Raw genomic sequence first — 18,389 nt, 5'->3', positions numbered from 1 at the left:
TTCCAGACCAACCTGCTGGCACTGAATGCCGGCGTCGAGGCGGCACGTGCCGGTGAAAGCGGCAAGGGTTTTGCGGTCGTCGCCATGGAGGTACGCGAACTGGCGCAGCGGTCTTCGAGCGCTGCCAGGGAAATCTCCAGCCTGTTGCAGAAATCCACGCATGAGGTGGAAAGCGGCGTGGCGCTCGTTGAAAGGGCCGGCGTTGCGCTGACCGGCATCGGTGGCCATGTTGAAGCCATCAACGGCCAGATCAACGAGATCATGGAATCCACTCGTGAAGAGGCCGACACCCTGCGGCAGATCAACAGCTCGGTCGCCGAGCTCGATTCCATGACGCAGCAGAATGCGGCGATGGTTGAGGAGACGACGGCTGCAATCCACCGCCTGGCAACCGAAGCTGTGGAAATGGACCGCCAGCTCGGCAACTTCACCCTTGCCGAAGGATACCAGCAGCAGAGCGCCGATATGCATCTGCTGCGCAAACGGGCGTGATCGGATCATGCTGATCCGGTTCGAAAGACCCGAGGACGCGGATGCCATTCACGAGCTGACGCGGGTGGCGTTCGAGCCGATGCCTTACAGCAACAATACCGAAGCGCGGATCGTCAGGGATCTTCGCGCTTCGGGTGAATTGACACTATCTCTCGTCGCGGAAGAGGGTGGGGAGATCATCGGCCATGTCGCTTTCTCGCCAATCATAATCGGTGACATCGAGGATGGATGGTATGGGCTCGGGCCGATTTCGGTAAAGCCGGAGCGGCAGCGGCAAGGGATCGGCAGAGAGCTGATCCTGAAAGGGCTCGACCTGCTGAGAGAGCGTGATGCGACCGGCTGCGCGCTGATCGGCAATCCCGCAGTCTATCGCGGTGTCGGCTTCGAGAGCGATGGGAAGCTGACCTATGGCGATCTCGATACGCGATACGTCCAGAGGATCATCTTCAAGGGATCGCCGCCATCAGGTGAGCTGAAATTCTCGCCGGCTTTCGACGAATGACGGTTAGTTTTCGCGGCAGCTTTTATTGGCGCCGCGATTTGGAATAGAGCCACGGCGAACCTACATAGACCGCACCCCATCTTTGCGCGGCAGGTTTCCATGGTTCCCTTTTCCATTCTCGATCTTTCCCCAGTGGCCGAAGGCACGACCATCAGCCAATCCTTCGCGGCGTCGAAGCGTATGGCACAGAAGGCGGAGGAGTTCGGCTACACGCGTTTCTGGATGGCGGAGCATCATGGCATGCCCGGCGTCGCGAGCGCCGCGACGTCAGTCATCCTCGGGCAGATCGGTGCTGTGACAAAGACAATCCGCATCGGTTCGGGCGGCGTCATGCTGCCGAACCATGCGCCGCTTGTCATCGCCGAGCAGTTCGGCACGCTCGAAGCCTTGTTTCCCGGTCGCGTCGATCTCGGTCTCGGCCGCGCGCCGGGAACGGACATGCGCACGGCGCAGGCGCTGCGGCGCAATCTCGACGCGGGTGCAAACAGCTTCCCCAATGATGTGGTGGAATTGCAGCAGCTTCTCGGCACGCCGATCGAAAACCAGGCGATCCTCGCCGTACCCGGCAACGATTCACACGTCCCGATCTGGCTGCTCGGCTCCAGCCTCTACAGCGCCCAGCTTGCGGCCATGCTCGGTCTCCCCTTCGCCTTTGCCTCGCATTTTGCGCCTGACATGCTGCTTGATGCTATCGCGATCTATCGCGACCGCTTCCAGCCCTCGGCCGAACTCGACAAGCCCTATGTGATGGTCGGCGTCATGGGCGCCGTTTCCGCGACGGACGAGGAGGCGCAGTATCACTTTACCTCGGCTCAGCAGCAGTTCGTCAATCTGCGGCGCAATGTGCGCGGGCCTTTCCCACGGCCGGTGAGGGATATGGATGCCTTCTGGTCACCGATGGAAAAGATGAATGTCGAGCACACGCTGCGCTATGCCGTCGTTGGTTCGCCGGCCACGGCCGAAGCCCAACTCAATGAATTCCTAAAGGAGACGCAGGCCGATGAGGTCATCATCTCCATGCCGATCCATGATATCGAGGCGCGGTTGAAGTCGGTGGAGCTCTTTGCGGGACTCGGCAATTTCATGCGGGCTGCGGCCTAGCCGCCAGGCGTCCCAGCAAACAAAAAACCCGGCGGAATGGCCGGGTTTTTCGATTCAGTATCCTGGATGGCTTTAAGCGGAGAGCTTGGCCAGAACTTCTTCCGAGACTTCGAAGTTCGAGTAGACGTTCTGGACGTCGTCATCGTCTTCAAGCGAATCGATGAGCCTCAGCAGCGACTGGGCTCTTTCTTCGTCGACCGGTACGTTGTTCTGGGCGCGCCAGACGGCTTTCACAGTCTCGGCTTCGCCGAGGGATGCTTCGAGCGCCTTGGCGACTTCGCCGAGGGCTTCGAAGGCGGTGGTGATGTAGTGGCCTTCCTCGTCGGTCTCCACATCATCGGCGCCGGCTTCGATCGCGGCTTCCATGACCTTGTCGGCATCGCCGGCGGACAGCTTGTAGGTGATTTCGCCGACGTGGTCGAAGGAGAAGGAAACCGAGCCGGTTTCGCCGAGTGCACCGCCGGCCTTGGTGAAGATCGAGCGGACGTTGGAGGCGGTGCGGTTGCGGTTGTCGGTCAGGGCCTCGACGATGATCGCCGTGCCGCCTGGGCCGTAGCCTTCGTAGCGGACCTCGTCATAGTTCTCCGTATCGGCGCCGGAAGCCTTCTTGATGGCGCGGTCGATATTGTCCTTTGGCATGGACTGGGCCTTGGCGTTCTGGATCGCCAGGCGCAGGCGGGCGTTCATCGTCGGGTCGGGCAGGCCGGCCTTGGCGGCAACGGTGATTTCGCGCGCGAGCTTGGAGAACATTTTCGAGCGCACGGAATCCTGACGGCCCTTACGGTGCATGATGTTTTTAAACTGTGAATGGCCAGCCATGGCACCCCTGTTCACGTCTCATTGTTCGGAATGGGCCGCCTTATAAGATCGGAAAGGGCGATATTCAAGGAAAAAGCAGCTTTTCGATCCTTCCCTGGCGGCGTGGTGGTGGGCGGAACAAAGCCGAGGAGATGACGTTTTCAACCGACAACACCAGCAGGAAAGGAACGGCAATGGCAAGCTTCACTGAAGCCCGGGAACAACCGGCACGTCAGCTCTGGGATCAGATCAACGATATCAATGCCGGCATGCTTGGTCTTTCAGGCATCGATATGCACATGCAGCCGATGGCACCCAACGTCGATCCGACCACCAATACGATCTGGTTCTATACCAAGACGGACGCCGAACTCGTGCAGATGATCAAACCAGGCAGCCGCGCGCATTTCTGTGTCATCGGCAAGAACCATGATTATCATGCCTGCCTGTCCGGGGTTGTCGAGGTGCACCCTGATCCCTCGAAAATCGAGGAGTTTTGGAACTCGGTCGTTGCCGCCTGGTACGAAGGTGGCAAGAAGGATCCAAAGCTGACGATGCTCTCCATGCATGTCGATGACGCCGACATCTGGGTCTCGACCGGCAGCAAGCTGAAATTTGGCTGGGAAATTGCCAAGGCCAATTTCGATGAGGAGAAGATGCCTGACGTCGGCATCAAACGGCATCTGCAATTTGCGTGAGCAAACAGGCCCGGCATGGTCCGGGCCTTTTTACTGCACGTCCTTCATCACATAGATCAGAGGCTTTTTCGGCAGCGTGCGCAGCGAAACGGTGATGCTGTTGTCGGGCGCATAATTGACGTCGAAACCATTGCCGAACATCGAGATGAAGGCGTTGACCGGCGGGCCGCGGCGATGCATCGGCAAGATCAGCGACGAGCGCAGCCGCTTGATGACGCGGCTCATACTGTCTGCACCCATGGTCAGGCCGCCATCGACCGGCACCATGACCACATCCAGCCTGCCGATTTCAGTGTAATGTGTGTCGGTCAGCTCATAATGCAGGTGGCCGAGATGGCCGATGCAGAGGCCGGCGATCTCGAAGATGAAAATGGAATTTCCGTCCTGCTGCGATCCGCCGAGCCCGTAGCTGAAGCGGATATCCGTCGTGACATTGCGGATATAGGCATCGCCGACGACAAGATTGATCTTCGCCTTGTCGCCGGGAATATCGCTCCAGCCGTGCAGAACATGCTTGATGCCCGGGTCCGGCGTCAGCGTGTAATGCGTCTGATGGGCCTTGTTCATGGTCACGACATCGGGTGTCACCGACGGTTTATACCAGCCGTTATAATCGGTGGCGATGACGATGCCGCCGGGTGTGTCGATCTCGAAGGTAGAATGGCCGAGGTAGGTGAATTTGACATCTTCGTCCTCGGACACCGCCGGGATTACCGGCGCCGTACCCGAGAAGCTGGCGAAGGTCGCCTTGGGGATAGTCTGCGCGATAGCCTGGCACTGGCTGACATGCCTACGGTTTTCCTGGGCTGCGGCAAGGTTCGGCGCGGTAAAAACCGCTAGGCATGCGATAGCGAGGACAAGACAATGCGGCTTCATGCCACCCCTCCGGCGCTTTCACGAAGCCGCGAGGATGCGGCATGCCGTCGCAGCGGTCCAGCCGGAGCATACTCACAATTGCGTGTTGCAGGGCTCTACCGCCAGAACTCCGGGATCGTTTCGGCAAGCCGCGGGCCAAGGCGCAGCGGGGCGATCTTTTCGGCCAGACCCGTCGCATCCGAAATTTCCACGCCGACGCCGCAGATGGTGGCGGGGCCAGTGGCGGCCTCCATACGGCCCTTTGGCATCTTGGAGATGAACCGGTTCAGCGGTTCTTCCTTGTCCATGCCGAGCGAGGAATCGTAGTCGCCGCACATGCCGGCATCCGACATATAGGCAGTGCCGCCATTCAGGATCTGCGCATCGGCGGTCGGCACGTGCGTGTGGGTGCCGACGACGAAGCTGGCGCGGCCATCGACGAAATGGCCGAAGCACTGCTTTTCGCTCGTCGCTTCCGCATGGAAATCGAAGATGATGGCATCGGCCTGCTCCTTCAGCGGGCAGGCGGCAAGGATCGTCTCAGCCGCCTTGAAGGGGTCGTCGAGCTCGGGATGCATGAAGACGCGGCCCATAATGTTGGCGACGAGCACGCGCGCGCCGTTGCGCGCATAGAAAAGACCGGAGCCGCGGCCGGGCGTTCCCTGCGGGTAATTTGCCGGACGCAGAAACTGGTCATGGCGGCCTGCGAAAGCGACGGCATCCTTCTGGTCCCAGACGTGATTGCCGGTTGTCACCACATCGGCGCCGGCATTGATCGTTTCCAAAAAGATGTCTTCGGTGATGCCGAAGCCGCCGGCGGCGTTTTCGCCATTGACGATGACAAAGTCGAGCTTCAGGTCGGAAACCAGACCGGGCAGGCGGTCCCAGACCGCCGTGCGTCCCGTCTTGCCGACCATGTCACCCAGAAATAGCAGTCGCATTCCCTATCCAATCCGTGAGGTAAAATGGCGCAGGCCGCTTTCCGTCAGGATGGCATCCAGGCTTATGTCATGCGGCTCAGCGGGTACCTCTGCCACTTCCTGGCAGTCAAATGCAATGCCGATCAGCTTCGGCGACAAGCCTTTTTGCCGGAGACGGCCGATTGCACGGTCATAATGGCCGGCGCCGTAGCCGATGCGGTGGCCGCGGGAATCGAAGGCCGACAGCGGCACGAGCATGATTTCGGGGTCGAGGATAGCAGCGTCTTCGCCTGGGCCGACCGTGCCGAAGCCGGTGCCGATCAGTGCCGCGCCGTGGACGAGTTCGCGGAAGACGATGGTCTGCTTGTCGATGATTGCGGGCACGCAAAGGCGGGCGCCGCGTCCGCGCCACCGTGCCATCAGCGGCTGCAGATCAGCTTCCGAACGGATCGGTAGAAAACCGGAGATGACGGTGCCGGGCGTAAAAGCAATCGCATCGCCGGCATGGGCTGCCATGTCGAGGCTTTTGGCTGCGCGCAGATCCGTCGGGATGGCATCCCTGAGTGCCAGACGCTCAGCGCGCAATTGAGCCTTCGATTCCTTGGGCGTCATCTCAAATCCAATATCGTTGTCCGGCGAACATAACCGCTTGTGGCTGATTGCAACAGGTGAAAAGGGTCTATTCCTCGCCTGATTGCGCCTCGTTCTCGATATGGGCATAGGCGAGTTTCAGCATGATTTCCGACGCTTCCATCAATGTCCTGCGTTCTTCCGGCGTCAGGCGGTCGTCCATCGTTTTTTCGAGCCAGGCGCGGCGAGCGCCTATGTCCTCGGACAACACCATGCGGCCATGAGGAGTGATCGACAGTTCGATCTCGCGGTGGTCGGTCTCGCTACGCGTGCGGCTGATCAGCCCGTCGCGCTCAAGGGCCGCGATGATGCGGGTGACCGATTGCGGCTGCAGATGTTCCTCCAGTGCAAGCCTCCAGGCGGGCATCGGCCCTAAGCGATGAAGCGTGGCGAGGATCGCGATGGTCGACAGGCTGTGTGGACCTTCGGGGCGCGCAGCCCGCAAGCGGCGGCCAAGCAGCAGGACGGAGCGCAGGATGCGTGTCGCAGGCGCGTCGTGATTACTGGACATATCGTACGCAGTGCGTATTATTTCTTGGATGCCCAATTTCGGGTCTGAGAGACGGTTGATGGAAAAGACACTCAATCACGTAGCCGGAGCCTTTCGCTGGTCGACTGAAAAGGAAGTGACGGCGATCGAAATCGCCGTATCGGCGCTTGCCATGGCCGTTCCGGCACTGCTTGCGGCGAGGGGCCATCATACGGGGCTCGGCCTGATCGGCGGCATGGCGATGAGCGGGACGGTAGCGCATGGCAGACTGAGGACGCAAGCTGCGAGCGCAGGGGCCGCATTGCTGGTGCTGGTGTTTGCGGCGGGGCTTGCCTGCGCGCTCGGGCGGCTTGGCGGCGCTTGGCAGATGGGCCTGTTGGTGATTGCCGGCATTGCCGGTATCGTCGGCGGTCTCGATCGCGCTGTTGTCGCCGCCTCCATGCGCTTCGTCTTCTATCTCGTCATGGTCGGCGGCATCGTCTCCACTACTACGGCAGATCCGCGGCTCATCTTTGCCATTGTCATCGGCGGCGCGGTTTTCGCTGTCGTTCTCCACATGGTGATGGCTGGGGTCGTCGCGCATATCCGCCGTCATGCGGCAGAGCCGGTTGAGGATGAACGCAAGCCGACCGCCAGACAGAAATTCAACAGGTTGCGGCGCTCCCTGACGGAGCCGGCAGGCTGGCAATATCCCGTCCGGCTGGTTTCCTGCCTGGGTGCCGTCTCGCTCATCCACCTGTTCTTTCCCGATCATGACGTTCACTGGGCGGCACTGGCGCTGGTGCTGCTGATCGAGCGGCGGCCGGAACGTTTGCCACTCAAGACGACGCAAAGAGTGATCGGCGTTCTCTTCGGTGTCTGTTGTGCGGGATTGCTATCGTTTCTTACCTTGCCAGCCTGGGCCGATGTGCTTGTTGTCGCCGCGCTCGGCGGTATCAGGCCCTTTCTGCGGGCCAGGAATTATCTCGCCTATTCGATCGTGATGACGCCGCTGATGATGATGGCCATGGGAACCGCCGATCATACCCTGCCGGCCTCCGCGCTGCTGGACAGGCTATTTGCAACTGTCTTTGCCGCCTGTCTTGTGCTGCTCGTCAACCAGGCAACGATCTATTTCGTGCCGCAGACGGCAGCGCCTAACGCTTAGACGACGATGCTCGAGGGAATGGTCGCCGTCGGCACGGCAGCCGACAGACCGGTCACGGCTGATTGTGCTGCTCCGATTGCACCTTCGGCGGTGGCGTCGCGGTTCTTCTCACGCAGATCGCGCATTGCCTTTCCGAGGATCTGCTTCAGCTCGCGAACGACAGACTTGAACTCTTCCATGGTCTTGCGGTCATCGGCGGAAATTGCCGAGGACTTCGGACCGTCTTCGACGATTTCCTGATAGGCCTTGCGGGCGTGAGCCGCACCATCTGTTTCTGCAGCGTCCGTGCCGTCTTCCACTGCTCCTGTTGTCGTTTCGGTACCCTGCGTTGCCTCGGTGGAAGCCGGTGCATCGCTTGCGACAACGTCGGCCGTTGCACTGGTGGCATCGGCCGTCGCGGCGGTGGAAGCTGACGCGGCTGCTGTGCTGGTCGCAGCACCTGCGTCCGAAGAGCCGCCGGTTGCAACGGCCGAGGCGAATTCGGAGGCTGCGGCGCCAACCTTGCGTGCGAGTTCGGCGGCGAGACGCGCAATCACTTCAGGCGGGAAGCCCGCTGTCTTCAGCGCCTGAAGCTCCTGCTTGGCTTCTTCGAGCTTGCGCTGGGCGCGGCTCTTCGCATCGTCGGCGGAGCTTGCCAGCGAATTACGCACCTGCTCCAGCGCCAGCGACTGCCGCTGGATCTTCAATACACCTGTGTCGGGCTCGTTGCTCGTGGACGAAACGCCGGATTGTGCCGGCTGGGTGCCGCGCAGAAGGGTGGACGCCGAAACGGTTGCGAGCTGCATAATATACCCCCGATTACATTTGGGGCGTACTCTGCCAGATCAGACTTGCGTGGAACTGGGGCGCGGAACCCCTTGTTTCCCGGCCAATTGCTGCATCGTTTGTTCGAAAAGGGGCATGCCGCCGGGCTTCCAGCCGAGCGCGCGGATCTTACCCGTGTTCATGGCGCAAAGCTCTGCCTTGTCCGCTGCTTCGGGCAGCGGGAAGGGACAGTCGGCGTGATGACGGATCGGCGAAAGTATATCCCTCGTATCGACGGCGATATCCGAAACGTTAAAGACTTCACCGGCGATTCGGGCACTTTCTGTTTCCAGCATCAGCCGCACGACACGGCCGAGATCGCGTCCATGCACTTCGGTTCCCGCACGTGGGGAAACAGGCTGGCCGCTCAGATAGTCGTCGATCAGTCGATCCCATTTGTTTGGAGACCGGTCACCGTAAACGCCTGTTGCCCGTAGGCTTGCTCCCGCAAAGCCCGGGCCGGAAAGATGGGCAAGCGCCCGCTCCGCATCGAGCTTGACCTGCCCATAGAGGGTTTCCGGCGTGGCGGGCATGGTTTCGAAGAGCTCGGTGCCCGGTGCATGCTCGCCATAGGCGGCGCGACTGGACATGAAGATGCAACGGCGGGTGCCTGCGCGCTTTGCCTCCTCGAAGAGTTTCACTGTGCCATCGAGATTCAGGCGGTGAAACGCCTTTGGATCATCGCCTTCGCCGCCGCGGTATTTTCCTTCGATGTGGCTGAAGGCGGCGTGCACGAAGAAATAGGCATCATCGAAGGCGCCGATATCGTCCTCGTCCGGATCAAGCGAAAGCGGAGCGAAATCGACCGGACGAGAGAAGGACCGGGGGAGCGGCGCACGCCGTCCGCCGACAATCACCTGATATCCAGCAGAAAGCAGCTCTTCGACGATATAACGTCCGACGAGGCCCGTTCCGCCTGATACCAGTACTTTCATGCCGCCTCATCCGGATTGGCCAGAGATGCAATCTCCGGCACGTGGCTGTCAGTATGGAAACAATGCCACAAATCGATCAAAGGTTGTAGCCTTGCGGCCTTGGGATGATCTTTTTCCCAAGGTTTTTCATACTGATAGTGCAGGATAGAAATACTCTTCCAATCCCACAGGGCCGGCATTGTGAGCCAGACATATTGCAGCATGTTGAAATAGACCGGCAGGCCGTGCCAATCGGGAAAGAATGTCTCGAGGAAGGTCTGGTCCGTGCGCCGCCAGAAGATGTCGGGCTGATCCAGAACTGCGAGCATCTGCCGGAAGGTCTCTTGCGAGGGGCGGGCAACGAAGACGCCGGAGTTCATGCGATGGAAGTCGGCAAGGCTTTCATAGACATTCGGAGCTGCGGAGAATTCCGGGTAGGCGAAGAGCTTGTCGACGTTCTTCAAGGCGATCGCATCGGCATCGATGAAAACGCAGCGCTCATATTCGACAAGCTGCCAGAGGCGGAGCTTGCAGAAATTGTCGAGCGGCGAATGAAAGGCCGGCTTGCGGCCCTTGGTGAAAGGTGCTGCGGAGTGGAGATTGCGGCACGCATGCCGCTCGTTGAAAGCATCCGACAACGGCAGATGCTCGACTTCGATCAGCCGGCAGCCGAGAGCGTCCAGTGGGGCGAGGGTGGCCGCGTCGACACCGCCGGTATGCAGGATGACGATGGCGGCGTCCGTACCAGTGCGACGCAGCGAGTTTGCCAGTGCCGTCGCGCCCATGGCGTAATCGGCGTTGGTGACGAGAGTGACATAGGCGAAGTGCGGGGCAGAGGTCATGGATGCAGGGTACCTTCCTGAACGGCCTCGCTTCGGCAAGGCCGTTGCTTCGCGAAGAAAGCACCCCTCATGATACGGACTTCAGCCGCTTGCCTTCCGGGTCGTGATTAATCGTCGCGGCGATGTCCTTCGTCCAGGCGGAGATGGCCGGGACGCGGGAGCGGTCGACACGGTAAGCGAATTTCTTGGCGACTTCGACGATTTCGTCGAGCAGGCCGGCCTTCAGGGTAATCGGATCGAGGCCGAGACTGAGGAACTTGTCGTTCCTGACGACCAGATCGTTTTCGGCAGCTTCCTTGCGCGGATTGGGCAGCCAGACGACTTCGGAACCGGCCATCTTGGCGATCATCTCCGCAAGATCGCGCACGCGATGGGTTTCCGTCATCTGGTTGAAGATCTCGACGCGTGAGCCGCGGGCGGGGGGATTCTTGAGCGCCAGTTCGATGCAGCGGACAGAATCCTGGATATGGATGAAGGCGCGCGTCTGGCCACCGGTGCCGTGGACGGTCAGCGGATAGCCGATGGCTGCCTGAATGAGAAACCGGTTCAGTACCGTGCCGTAGTCGCCATCATAATCGAAGCGGTTGATGAGCTGCGGATGGCGGCGCGTCTGTTCGGTATGCGTGCCCCACACGATGCCTTGATGCAGATCAGTGATCCTAAGGCTGTCATTCTTGGCATAGAACTGGAAGAGCAGCTGATCCAGGCACTTGGTCATGTGGTAGATCGAGCCGGGATTGGATGGATAGAGAATCTCCTGGGAGGCAGTTTCGCCATCCATCGTCTCGATGCCGACAGGCAGATAACCTTCCGGGATGGCGGCGCCGACCGTCGAATAGCCATAGACGCCCATGGTGCCGAGATGGACCAGATGCGCATCGAGCTGCAACTCGACCAACGCATTCAAGAGATTATGCGTGGCGCTAACATTGTTGTTAACAGTGTAATTCTTGTGCCGGTCGCTTTTCATCGAATAGGGCGCAGCGCGCTGTTCGGCGAAATGGATGATCGCATCTGGCCGGTTTTCCGCTAGCCACTTCTTCAGGAGCTCGTAGTCGCGGGCGAGGTCGATCAGATTGAAATGGATGCGGCGGCCGGTTTCTGCATGCCAGATACGAGTGCGCTCCTGAATGGAGTCCATCGGCGTCAGCGATTGGACGCCGAGCTCGGTATCGATCCAGCGGCGGGAGAGATTGTCGAGGATGTGGATGTCATGCCCGGCATCGGAGAGATGCAGCGAGGTTGGCCAACCGATGAAACCGTCTCCGCCCATCACCGCAATCTTCATGCCACTGGCTCCTCATCGGTTGTTTCCCATCGGGATAGTTAGGAAATATGACAATTGTTCAATGCTTGCCTGTCGAGAAGTGTTGCGTCAAAGAGGGCCGGAAAGTTTGGAGAAAATTATGGCGGAACACGGTTTTTCTATTTCCGGCGAGCTCACCGAGGCGGGCCATCGACTCGTCCAGCGGGTCTATTATGAAGATACTGATTTCTCCGGTCTGGTCTATCACGCACGCTATCTGCATTTCCTCGAACGGGGCCGCACCGACTACCTGCGCTGTCTCGGTGTCGAGCAGCGAGAGCTCGTGAATGCGGACGAGGAAGGACTCGTTTTCGTCGTCCATCGCATGGAGATCGACTTCAAAAGCCCGGCCCGCATGGACGACATTTTGACCGTGATCACACACACCGAAAAGGCCGGCGGCGCGAAGATGGTGCTCAACCAGGAAATCCGCCGCGACGACACGCTGCTGATCGCTGCCAAGGTGATCATCGCCGTGATCAATGCCAAGGGCAGGCCGCGCCGGTTGCCGGAGGCGCTCGCAAGGCAAATGCTCATTCCCGAAAGCTGAAAATAGCCGGGACAATGCCTGCGTTTCCTGCGTCAAACTGCCGGAATCGAGGGCTTGTAAAAACTTGAATTTTATGTGAAGGAATTGCCGCGCTGCAAGATGAGCGCTGTGTTCAGCAACCGGACAATGTTCCGGTCAAGTTATCCAGGAACAAAATCTCCCGCGACATTCCCGCTGTCATAGTCTGGCACTAACGATCTATTAACCATAATGGTGTCTTACTTGCGGAGTCGGAGTTTGTGCGACGCACGCCTTCCTTTGACCAAATTTGACGGCAAGAAGGCGGAAGAAGAGCTTGGAAGCTTGACCAGGGCTTTGGGCGGCGGCCGCCAGACATTCTTGCGTGATCACTTCGTGCCGCCCGGTCAAGCGCCGGGCGTTTGGATTCGGGGATTTTGGATCTATGGAACAAGTAGGATTGGCAGCAGCCACGACCGACGTCAGCCTCTGGTCGCTTTTCATGCAGGCCGGCATCGTCGTCAAGCTGGTCATGCTCGGCCTTATCGCCGCTTCGGTGTGGACCTGGGCTATCGTCATTGACAAATATCTGGCTTACGGCCGAGCCCGTCGCCAGTTCGACAAGTTCGAGCAGGTCTTCTGGTCGGGCCAGTCGCTGGAAGAACTCTACCGGACGCTTTCCGAGCGCAACAATACCGGCCTTGCGGCGATCTTCGTCGCAGCGATGCGCGAATGGAAGAAGTCCTTCGAGCGCGGTGCACGTTCGCCGATCGGTTTGCAGATGCGTATCGACCGCGCTATGGACGTGACGCTCGCCCGTGAATCCGAATTTCTCTCTGCCCGTCTCGGGTCGCTCGCGACGATCGGTTCGGCCGGTCCGTTCATCGGCCTCTTCGGTACGGTCGTCGGTATCATGACCTCATTCCAGGCAATTGCCGGTTCGAAGTCAACCAACCTCGCGGTTGTCGCACCCGGTATTGCGGAAGCGCTTCTCGCAACCGCCATCGGCCTCGTTGCCGCTATCCCGGCGGTTATCGCCTACAACAAGTTCTCCGCCGACGCGGGCAAGCTCTCGGGTCGCATGGAAGGCTTTGCGGATGAATTCTCCGCCATCCTTTCGCGCCAGATCGACGAGAAGCTGCAGCCGCGCCAGGCTGCGCAGTAACGGAGTAGACGACTATGGGTATGGCTGTAGGCGGCAATAGCGGAGGGGGCGGCGGACGCCGCCGCCGCGGTGGCCGCAACAAGGGTGTGATCTCCGAAATCAACGTGACGCCGCTCGTCGACGTCATGCTCGTGCTGCTCATCATCTTCATGGTGGCGGCGCCGATGATGACGGTCGGCGTGCCGATCGATCTGCCGGAAACGCAGGCCAAGGCCCTGAATTCCGAAACGCAGCCGATCACGATTTCGGTCAAGAACAGCGGCGAAGTCTATCTGCAGGAAACGCCGATCCCGGCCGAGGAAATTGCTGCAAAGCTCGAGGCGATCGCCACAACAGGCTACAACGAGCGCATCTTCGTGCGCGGCGATGCGACCGCGCCTTACGGTGTGATTGCCGACGTCATGGCCCGCATCCAGGGCGCAGGCTTCAAGAATATCGGCCTCGTGACGCAGCAGAAGAAGGACCAGTAACGCTCAAGATGAAGACCAGCGTCGTCACATCTGCGGTTCTGCACGGGCTGGTGCTTACCTGGGCGCTGGTGTCGCTGAGTGCTCCGGAATCCTTCAAGGTGGAGGATTTCGAGGCGATGCCGGTCGATCTCGTGCCGGTGGAATCCATCACGCAGTTACAGCGGGGGGACAAGAAAGCTCCGAAGAAGGAGACCTCTGCACCCGTGCCGACGACACGGCCGCCGATCCCGCAACCGGCCGAAAATGCCGGCGACAACAATGTCGATTTGAAGACGCCACCGGTTCCGAACGCCAAGCCGAGCAATAGTGAGGCGGCTGCCGCCAATTCGAGCGAAAAGCCTCTGCCGCAGGTCGATCCGAAGCCGAACGACGTCAAGGAAGTCAACAAGGAAGAGACCGAGGTCGAGCAGCCGAAGGAGGTTGCCTCCATTCCGCCGCCGAAGCCGGTCGAGGTGACGCCGCCGAAGCCGGAGGAAAAACCGCCGGAAGAGCAGGCAAAGCCTGAAGAGCCGCCGAAGCCGGATGCGGAAGCGTTGCCGGACAAGGTGCCGACGCCGGTCGTCAAGCCGCAGGTGAAGCCGCCGGAACAGAAGCCGGCCGAAAAGCCGCCGGAGAAGACACCGGATCAGCCGAAGGCCGCTGAAAAGCCGACTGACAAGAAGAAGGACGATCAGAAGCGCGAAGTGGCGAAATCCGCCTCGTCGATGAAGAGCGACTTCAACGCGGACGAGATCTCTGCGCTGCTGAACAAGACCGATCCATCTGCCGGTGGCGCCAAGCGTTCGACGCAGGAAGCATCCTTGGGCGCGAAGAAGAGCACGGGCGGCTCGAAACTCAGCCAAAGCGAAGAGAATGCGCTGCAAGGTTTGATCGAAGGTAACTGGCTGATCACTCCCGGAATGGAAGGCCTTTCCGGCATGGTCATTAGGGTACATATGAAGCTCGATAAGGATGGTAACATTATCGGCCAGCCCGAAGTTGAGTCCTCGGGCGGTAGCAGCAGCGATTCCACGCGACGTGCGCTGGAAAGTGGCGCCTACAGAGCTGTCATGAAATCCGCGCCCTTCTCGATGCTTCCGAAGGACAAGTATGACGCTTGGAATGAGGTCGAACTGAACTTCGATCCGAGCAGCATGGGAATCTAGATGCTGACGGACCTGTCCCATGGCAATAAGTCCCTTGCAGCCGCCGCAGTGCTCGGCACGATTCTGGGCTGCGCCTTTGAGGCATCGGCACAGTCAGCTGGGGCAGCAACAGCCGATGCGTCAGCGGAGGCGATACAGCAGGCGGTAGCGACGTATTTCAATATCCCTGCGGGCTTGCTGGACGGTGGCAAGGTTCTGATCACCGTTCACCTGAAGCTTAGCAGGACTGGTGCGATCAAAGGGTCGCCGCTGGTGACGGCTTCAGGCGGCGATGAAGCTGCACGGCAAGGTCTGTCGGCTGCAGCTCTCCGTGCAGTGCAGCGCGCATCGCCATTCACCACACTTCCGAAAGACAAATACGAATCCTGGAAAGAAGTTGTCCTGCGCTTCGAACCCGGCGATCCGACTCCATAGATGCTGAAAGGCTGTTTGGTATGACAAAGTGTTCCTTCTTCCGCGCCATTGCGATCGCAGCCGGTCTGATGACCGCTGCCGTCTTCGCGACGCCGGCCAATGCGTTGGTCACCATCGACATTCGAAAAGGTAACGTTCAGCCGCTGCCGATTGCGGTGACGGACTTTTTGCAGGGCGATATGGGCGCGCAGGTTTCTCAGGTCATCGCCGCCGACCTGCAGCGATCCGGTTTGTTTGCGCCGATCAGCAAGACGGCCTTCATCGAGAAAATTTCCAATCCCGACGCTGCACCGCGCTTCGAAGACTGGAAGGTCATTAATGCTCAGGCGCTTGTGACCGGTCGCGTTACCCAGGAAGCGGACGGGCGCCTTCGTGCTGAATTCCGTCTGTGGGATCCGTTTGCCGGCCAGCAGATGACCGGCCAGCAGTTCTACACGCAGCCTGAGAACTGGCGTCGCGTCGCCCATATCATTGCCGACGCAATCTACAAGCAGATCACCGGTGAAGAGGGCTATTTCGATACCCGTGTCGTCTTCGTTTCCGAATCCGGTCCCAAGCAGCAGCGCAAGCGCCAGCTGGCGATCATGGACCAGGACGGCTTCAACGTGCGCATGCTGACCGATGGCAGCGACCTCGTGCTGACGCCGCGCTTCTCGCCGAACCGGCAGGAAGTGACCTACATGTCCTTCGCCAACCAGCAGCCGCGAGTCTATCTGCTCCAGCTCGAAACCGGACAGCGCGAAGTTGTCGGTAACTTCCCGGGCATGACCTTCTCGCCGCGCTTTTCTCCTGATGGCCAGAAGGTCATCATGAGCCTGCAGCAGGAAGGCAACTCGAACATCTATACGATGGACCTGCGTTCGCGCACGACGACTCGCCTGACATCCACGGCCGCAATCGATACCTCGCCCTCCTATTCGCCTGACGGCAACCGAGTCGCCTTTGAAAGCGACCGCGGCGGACAGTCGCAGATCTATGTGATGAATGCCGACGGTTCGGGCCAGACCCGCATCTCCTTCGGTGACGGCCGATATTCCACGCCGGTCTGGTCGCCGCGCGGCGATCTGATCGCTTTCACCAAACAGTCGGGCGGCAAGTTCTCGATCGGCGTCATGAAGCCGGATGGCTCGGGCGAGCGCATTCTGACGACCGGTTTCCATAACGAAGGCCCGACCTGGGCGCCGAATGGTCGTGTTATCATGTTCTTCCGTCAGGCAGCAGGTGCGGGTGGTCCGCAGCTCTATTCGATCGATCTGACGGGCTATAACGAACAGGCCATCAAGACGCCGGCCTATGGCTCGGACCCGGCCTGGTCGCCGCTTCTTGAGTAGTGGAGGGGCGGAAACTCGCCTTCATGTCGCCGCAAAGTCCTGAAAATGGGCGATGCAGGGACAAATCAACGAATCGTTAACCATAATCTTTGATGGCCGGTTAACCCAGTGCGGTTACTGTCCGGAAACCCTGATTGAAGTCGCAAGGAGACCCGGCCATGAGCCGAATTCACACCCCGGCAATGAGCCGCATGCAGAATTTTGCCCGTAACCCCGTCATGATCGCGCTTGTCGCCGGCCTTGCTCTCGCAAGCTGCGCCAACAAGAAGAACGTGCCGAACAGCGCCGGCGATCTCGGCCTCGGTGCAGGTGCGGCAACGCCGGGCTCTGCCCAGGACTTCACGGTTAATGTCGGCGACCGTATCTTCTTCGACACCGACTCCACGTCGATCCGCGCCGATGCTGCCCAGACGCTCGACCGTCAGGCTCAGTGGCTCGGTCGCTACCCGAACTACCAGATCACGGTCGAAGGCCATGCCGACGAGCGCGGCACGCGCGAATATAACCTCGCTCTCGGCGCTCGCCGCGCTGCAGCTGCCAAGGATTATCTCGCTTCGCGCGGTGTTCCAGCCCAGCGCATGAAGACGATCTCCTACGGCAAGGAACGTCCGGTCGCCGTCTGCGACGACATTTCGTGCTGGTCGCAGAACCGCCGTGCCGTTACCGTTCTCGGCGGCGCAGGCATGTAATTTTCGGCAAAAGCCGGAATTTGACGAGGCGGCTCCTTGCGGGCCGCCTTTCTTTTTGACCACACTTTGGCCAGACTCCGTTGCTTTTTGAGAGCAATTGGAAAAATCTCCTGTCGTGCCATCGGGGCGCGAAGAATCACTGGGACAGGACGATACAAAAATGAAGAAACTAGTCGTGGCAGGCATGCTGTGCCTTGCGGCCGTGACCGGGAGCGAGCGAGCGGCTTATTCCGCTTCGTTCTTCGGCTTGCACATCGGCGGCCAATCTGCGCAACAGAGCCAGCCGGCAGCGCCGGTTGTCAACGTGCAGAGCAGCGGAGCGGAAGTCCGCATTCAGCAGATGGAAGACCAGATGCGGCAGTTGAACGGTCGTATCGAGGAAATGAGCTATCAGCTCCTCCAGATGCAGGAGACGATCCGCAAGCAGCAGGAAGACAATGAATTCCGCTTCCAGCAGCTCGAAAAGACGGGCGGCGGCGCAGGAACTGGTGGCGGTGCTGCCAAAACGCCGGTGAAGAAGAGTGAAGCAGACGTCGCTCCACCGGCATCAGGCGGTGGCGATGATATCGCCAAGGTCATTCAAGCCCCACAGGGAGCCGAAACGGCTCCCTCCACCAACGCGCCGGCCAATGACGGCCTCGGCCAGCCGCCGCGCGAGCTCGGCTCTATGGATTTCGACCAAAACGGCAATCCCGTTGGCAATAGCATGAACAAGAATGCGACGGTCGGTTCCGCGCCGCTACCGGATGCGGCGGCGCCACAGCAGACTGCTTCGCTCGGCAGCGAGGGTGATCAGTACAGGGCTGCCTATGGCCATGTGCTTTCCGGCGACTACGCGACGGCGGAGCAGGAATTCACGCAGTACATCTCCCGTTATCCGAACAGCTCGCGCGCTGCGGATGCCAATTTCTGGCTCGGCGAGGCGCTTTATTCGCAGGGCAAGTTCAACGAATCGGCCAAGACTTTCCTGAACGCTCATCAAAAATACGGCACGTCCGAAAAGGCGCCCGAGATGCTGCTGAAGCTCGGCATGTCGCTTGCCGCTCTCGACAATACCGATACGGCCTGTGCGACCCTGCGCGAAGTCAGTAAGCGGTATCCGAAAGCCTCCCGTGCCGTCATAAACAAGGTCGCGAGCGAACAGAAGCGTCTCGCCTGCTAGGGCCTT

22 protein-coding genes are annotated in these 18,389 nt (G+C 60.0%); 13 read left to right on the top strand and 9 right to left on the bottom strand.

The genetic code is table 11. From position 1 onward, the window contains the following. The 3 genes from PMI11_RS35015 to PMI11_RS35005 form a co-directional block, all read left to right on the top strand. Nucleotides 1–492, top strand: a 492-nt coding sequence (locus PMI11_RS35015) for a methyl-accepting chemotaxis protein (RefSeq protein WP_007827110.1), incomplete at its 5' end; no start/stop codon positions are given. A gap of 7 nt (nt 493–499) precedes the next feature. Next, nucleotides 500–994: a GNAT family N-acetyltransferase gene (locus PMI11_RS35010; RefSeq protein WP_007827108.1), complete on the top strand. Its 495-nt coding sequence runs from the start codon at nt 500–502 to the stop codon at nt 992–994. 99 nt (nt 995–1,093) lie between these two features. Then, a complete protein-coding gene (locus PMI11_RS35005; RefSeq protein WP_007827106.1) occupies nt 1,094–2,095 on the top strand; it encodes an LLM class flavin-dependent oxidoreductase in 1,002 nt (333 codons plus the stop codon). Between the two features lie 72 nt (nt 2,096–2,167). Here PMI11_RS35005 and PMI11_RS35000 read toward each other — a convergent pair whose 3' ends face one another. Continuing rightward, complete coding sequence (locus PMI11_RS35000) at nt 2,168–2,914, bottom strand: YebC/PmpR family DNA-binding transcriptional regulator (RefSeq protein WP_007827102.1); 747 nt, start codon at nt 2,912–2,914, stop codon at nt 2,168–2,170. Nucleotides 2,915–3,087: 173 nt separating this feature from the next. Here PMI11_RS35000 and PMI11_RS34995 point away from each other — a divergent pair, with 173 nt between their 5' ends. Further along, the gene (locus PMI11_RS34995) at nt 3,088–3,591 is read left to right on the top strand and encodes a pyridoxamine 5'-phosphate oxidase family protein (protein ID WP_007827100.1); all 504 of its coding nucleotides are present in this window, start codon (nt 3,088–3,090) and stop codon (nt 3,589–3,591) included. A 30-nt stretch (nt 3,592–3,621) separates the two neighbouring features. Here PMI11_RS34995 and PMI11_RS34990 read toward each other — a convergent pair whose 3' ends face one another. From PMI11_RS34990 to PMI11_RS34975, 4 genes are all read right to left on the bottom strand, one after another. Next, complete coding sequence (locus PMI11_RS34990; protein ID WP_007827098.1) at nt 3,622–4,467, bottom strand: MBL fold metallo-hydrolase; 846 nt, start codon at nt 4,465–4,467, stop codon at nt 3,622–3,624. Nucleotides 4,468–4,562: 95 nt separating this feature from the next. Beyond that, nucleotides 4,563–5,387, bottom strand: a complete 825-nt coding sequence (locus PMI11_RS34985; RefSeq protein ID WP_007827096.1) for a TIGR00282 family metallophosphoesterase — start codon at nt 5,385–5,387, stop codon at nt 4,563–4,565. A 3-nt stretch (nt 5,388–5,390) separates the two neighbouring features. Continuing rightward, the gene (locus tag PMI11_RS34980) at nt 5,391–5,978 is read right to left on the bottom strand and encodes a 5-formyltetrahydrofolate cyclo-ligase (RefSeq protein WP_007827094.1); all 588 of its coding nucleotides are present in this window, start codon (nt 5,976–5,978) and stop codon (nt 5,391–5,393) included. A gap of 67 nt (nt 5,979–6,045) precedes the next feature. Further along, complete coding sequence (locus PMI11_RS34975) at nt 6,046–6,507, bottom strand: MarR family winged helix-turn-helix transcriptional regulator (RefSeq protein WP_007827084.1); 462 nt, start codon at nt 6,505–6,507, stop codon at nt 6,046–6,048. A 58-nt stretch (nt 6,508–6,565) separates the two neighbouring features. Here PMI11_RS34975 and PMI11_RS34970 point away from each other — a divergent pair, with 58 nt between their 5' ends. Beyond that, a complete protein-coding gene (locus PMI11_RS34970) occupies nt 6,566–7,633 on the top strand; it encodes an FUSC family protein (RefSeq protein ID WP_007827073.1) in 1,068 nt (355 codons plus the stop codon). Here PMI11_RS34970 and PMI11_RS34965 read toward each other — a convergent pair. The 4 genes from PMI11_RS34965 to PMI11_RS34950 all read right to left on the bottom strand — a co-directional run bounded on the left by PMI11_RS34965 (nt 7,630) and on the right by PMI11_RS34950 (nt 11,481). Next, nucleotides 7,630–8,418, bottom strand: coding sequence for a hypothetical protein (locus PMI11_RS34965; RefSeq protein WP_007827072.1), 789 nt, complete (start codon nt 8,416–8,418; stop codon nt 7,630–7,632). The genes PMI11_RS34970 and PMI11_RS34965 overlap by 4 nt on opposite strands. A 39-nt stretch (nt 8,419–8,457) precedes the next feature. Beyond that, nucleotides 8,458–9,372, bottom strand: coding sequence for an NAD-dependent epimerase/dehydratase family protein (locus PMI11_RS34960; protein ID WP_007827071.1), 915 nt, complete (start codon nt 9,370–9,372; stop codon nt 8,458–8,460). Next, entirely contained in the window at nt 9,369–10,193 is an 825-nt protein-coding gene (locus PMI11_RS34955; protein ID WP_007827070.1) for a glycosyltransferase, read from the bottom strand. Before PMI11_RS34955 ends, PMI11_RS34960 begins: the two co-directional genes overlap by 4 nt. 67 nt (nt 10,194–10,260) lie before the next feature. Further along, entirely contained in the window at nt 10,261–11,481 is a 1,221-nt protein-coding gene (locus PMI11_RS34950; protein ID WP_007827069.1) for an NAD-dependent epimerase/dehydratase family protein, read from the bottom strand. 118 nt (nt 11,482–11,599) lie between these two features. Between PMI11_RS34950 and ybgC the strand changes: the two genes are divergently transcribed. The 8 genes from ybgC to ybgF all read left to right on the top strand — a co-directional run bounded on the left by ybgC (nt 11,600) and on the right by ybgF (nt 18,383). Beyond that, nucleotides 11,600–12,049 carry a tol-pal system-associated acyl-CoA thioesterase gene (ybgC, locus tag PMI11_RS34945; RefSeq protein WP_007827068.1) on the top strand — a complete coding sequence of 150 codons (450 nt, stop codon included), beginning with the start codon at nt 11,600–11,602 and terminating at the stop codon, nt 12,047–12,049. A gap of 403 nt (nt 12,050–12,452) precedes the next feature. After that, nucleotides 12,453–13,172 carry a protein TolQ gene (gene tolQ, locus PMI11_RS34940; RefSeq protein WP_007827062.1) on the top strand — a complete coding sequence of 240 codons (720 nt, stop codon included), beginning with the start codon at nt 12,453–12,455 and terminating at the stop codon, nt 13,170–13,172. A gap of 14 nt (nt 13,173–13,186) precedes the next feature. Further along, on the top strand, nt 13,187–13,642 hold the full coding sequence (gene tolR, locus PMI11_RS34935; protein WP_007827059.1) for a protein TolR: 456 nt from the start codon (nt 13,187–13,189) through the stop codon (nt 13,640–13,642). Between the two features lie 8 nt (nt 13,643–13,650). Next, nucleotides 13,651–14,787 (top strand): hypothetical protein, encoded by a 1,137-nt coding sequence (locus PMI11_RS34930; RefSeq protein ID WP_007827058.1) that lies wholly within the window; start codon nt 13,651–13,653, stop codon nt 14,785–14,787. Beyond that, nucleotides 14,788–15,201: a hypothetical protein gene (locus PMI11_RS34925; RefSeq protein WP_007827057.1), complete on the top strand. Its 414-nt coding sequence runs from the start codon at nt 14,788–14,790 to the stop codon at nt 15,199–15,201. Between the two features lie 20 nt (nt 15,202–15,221). Beyond that, the gene (tolB, locus tag PMI11_RS34920; RefSeq protein ID WP_007827056.1) at nt 15,222–16,532 is read left to right on the top strand and encodes a Tol-Pal system beta propeller repeat protein TolB; all 1,311 of its coding nucleotides are present in this window, start codon (nt 15,222–15,224) and stop codon (nt 16,530–16,532) included. 158 nt (nt 16,533–16,690) lie between these two features. Beyond that, the gene (gene pal / locus PMI11_RS34915) at nt 16,691–17,221 is read left to right on the top strand and encodes a peptidoglycan-associated lipoprotein Pal (protein WP_007827054.1); all 531 of its coding nucleotides are present in this window, start codon (nt 16,691–16,693) and stop codon (nt 17,219–17,221) included. A gap of 160 nt (nt 17,222–17,381) precedes the next feature. Next, the gene (gene ybgF, locus PMI11_RS34910; protein ID WP_007827051.1) at nt 17,382–18,383 is read left to right on the top strand and encodes a tol-pal system protein YbgF; all 1,002 of its coding nucleotides are present in this window, start codon (nt 17,382–17,384) and stop codon (nt 18,381–18,383) included. Nucleotides 18,384–18,389 lie beyond the last annotated feature (6 nt).

It is taken from the genome of Rhizobium sp. CF142 (assembly GCF_000281145.1).
GTDB lineage: Bacteria > Pseudomonadota > Alphaproteobacteria > Rhizobiales > Rhizobiaceae > Rhizobium.
Note: the sequence above shows the minus strand (reverse complement) of the source record. Positions and strands in the feature narration are given on the sequence as shown.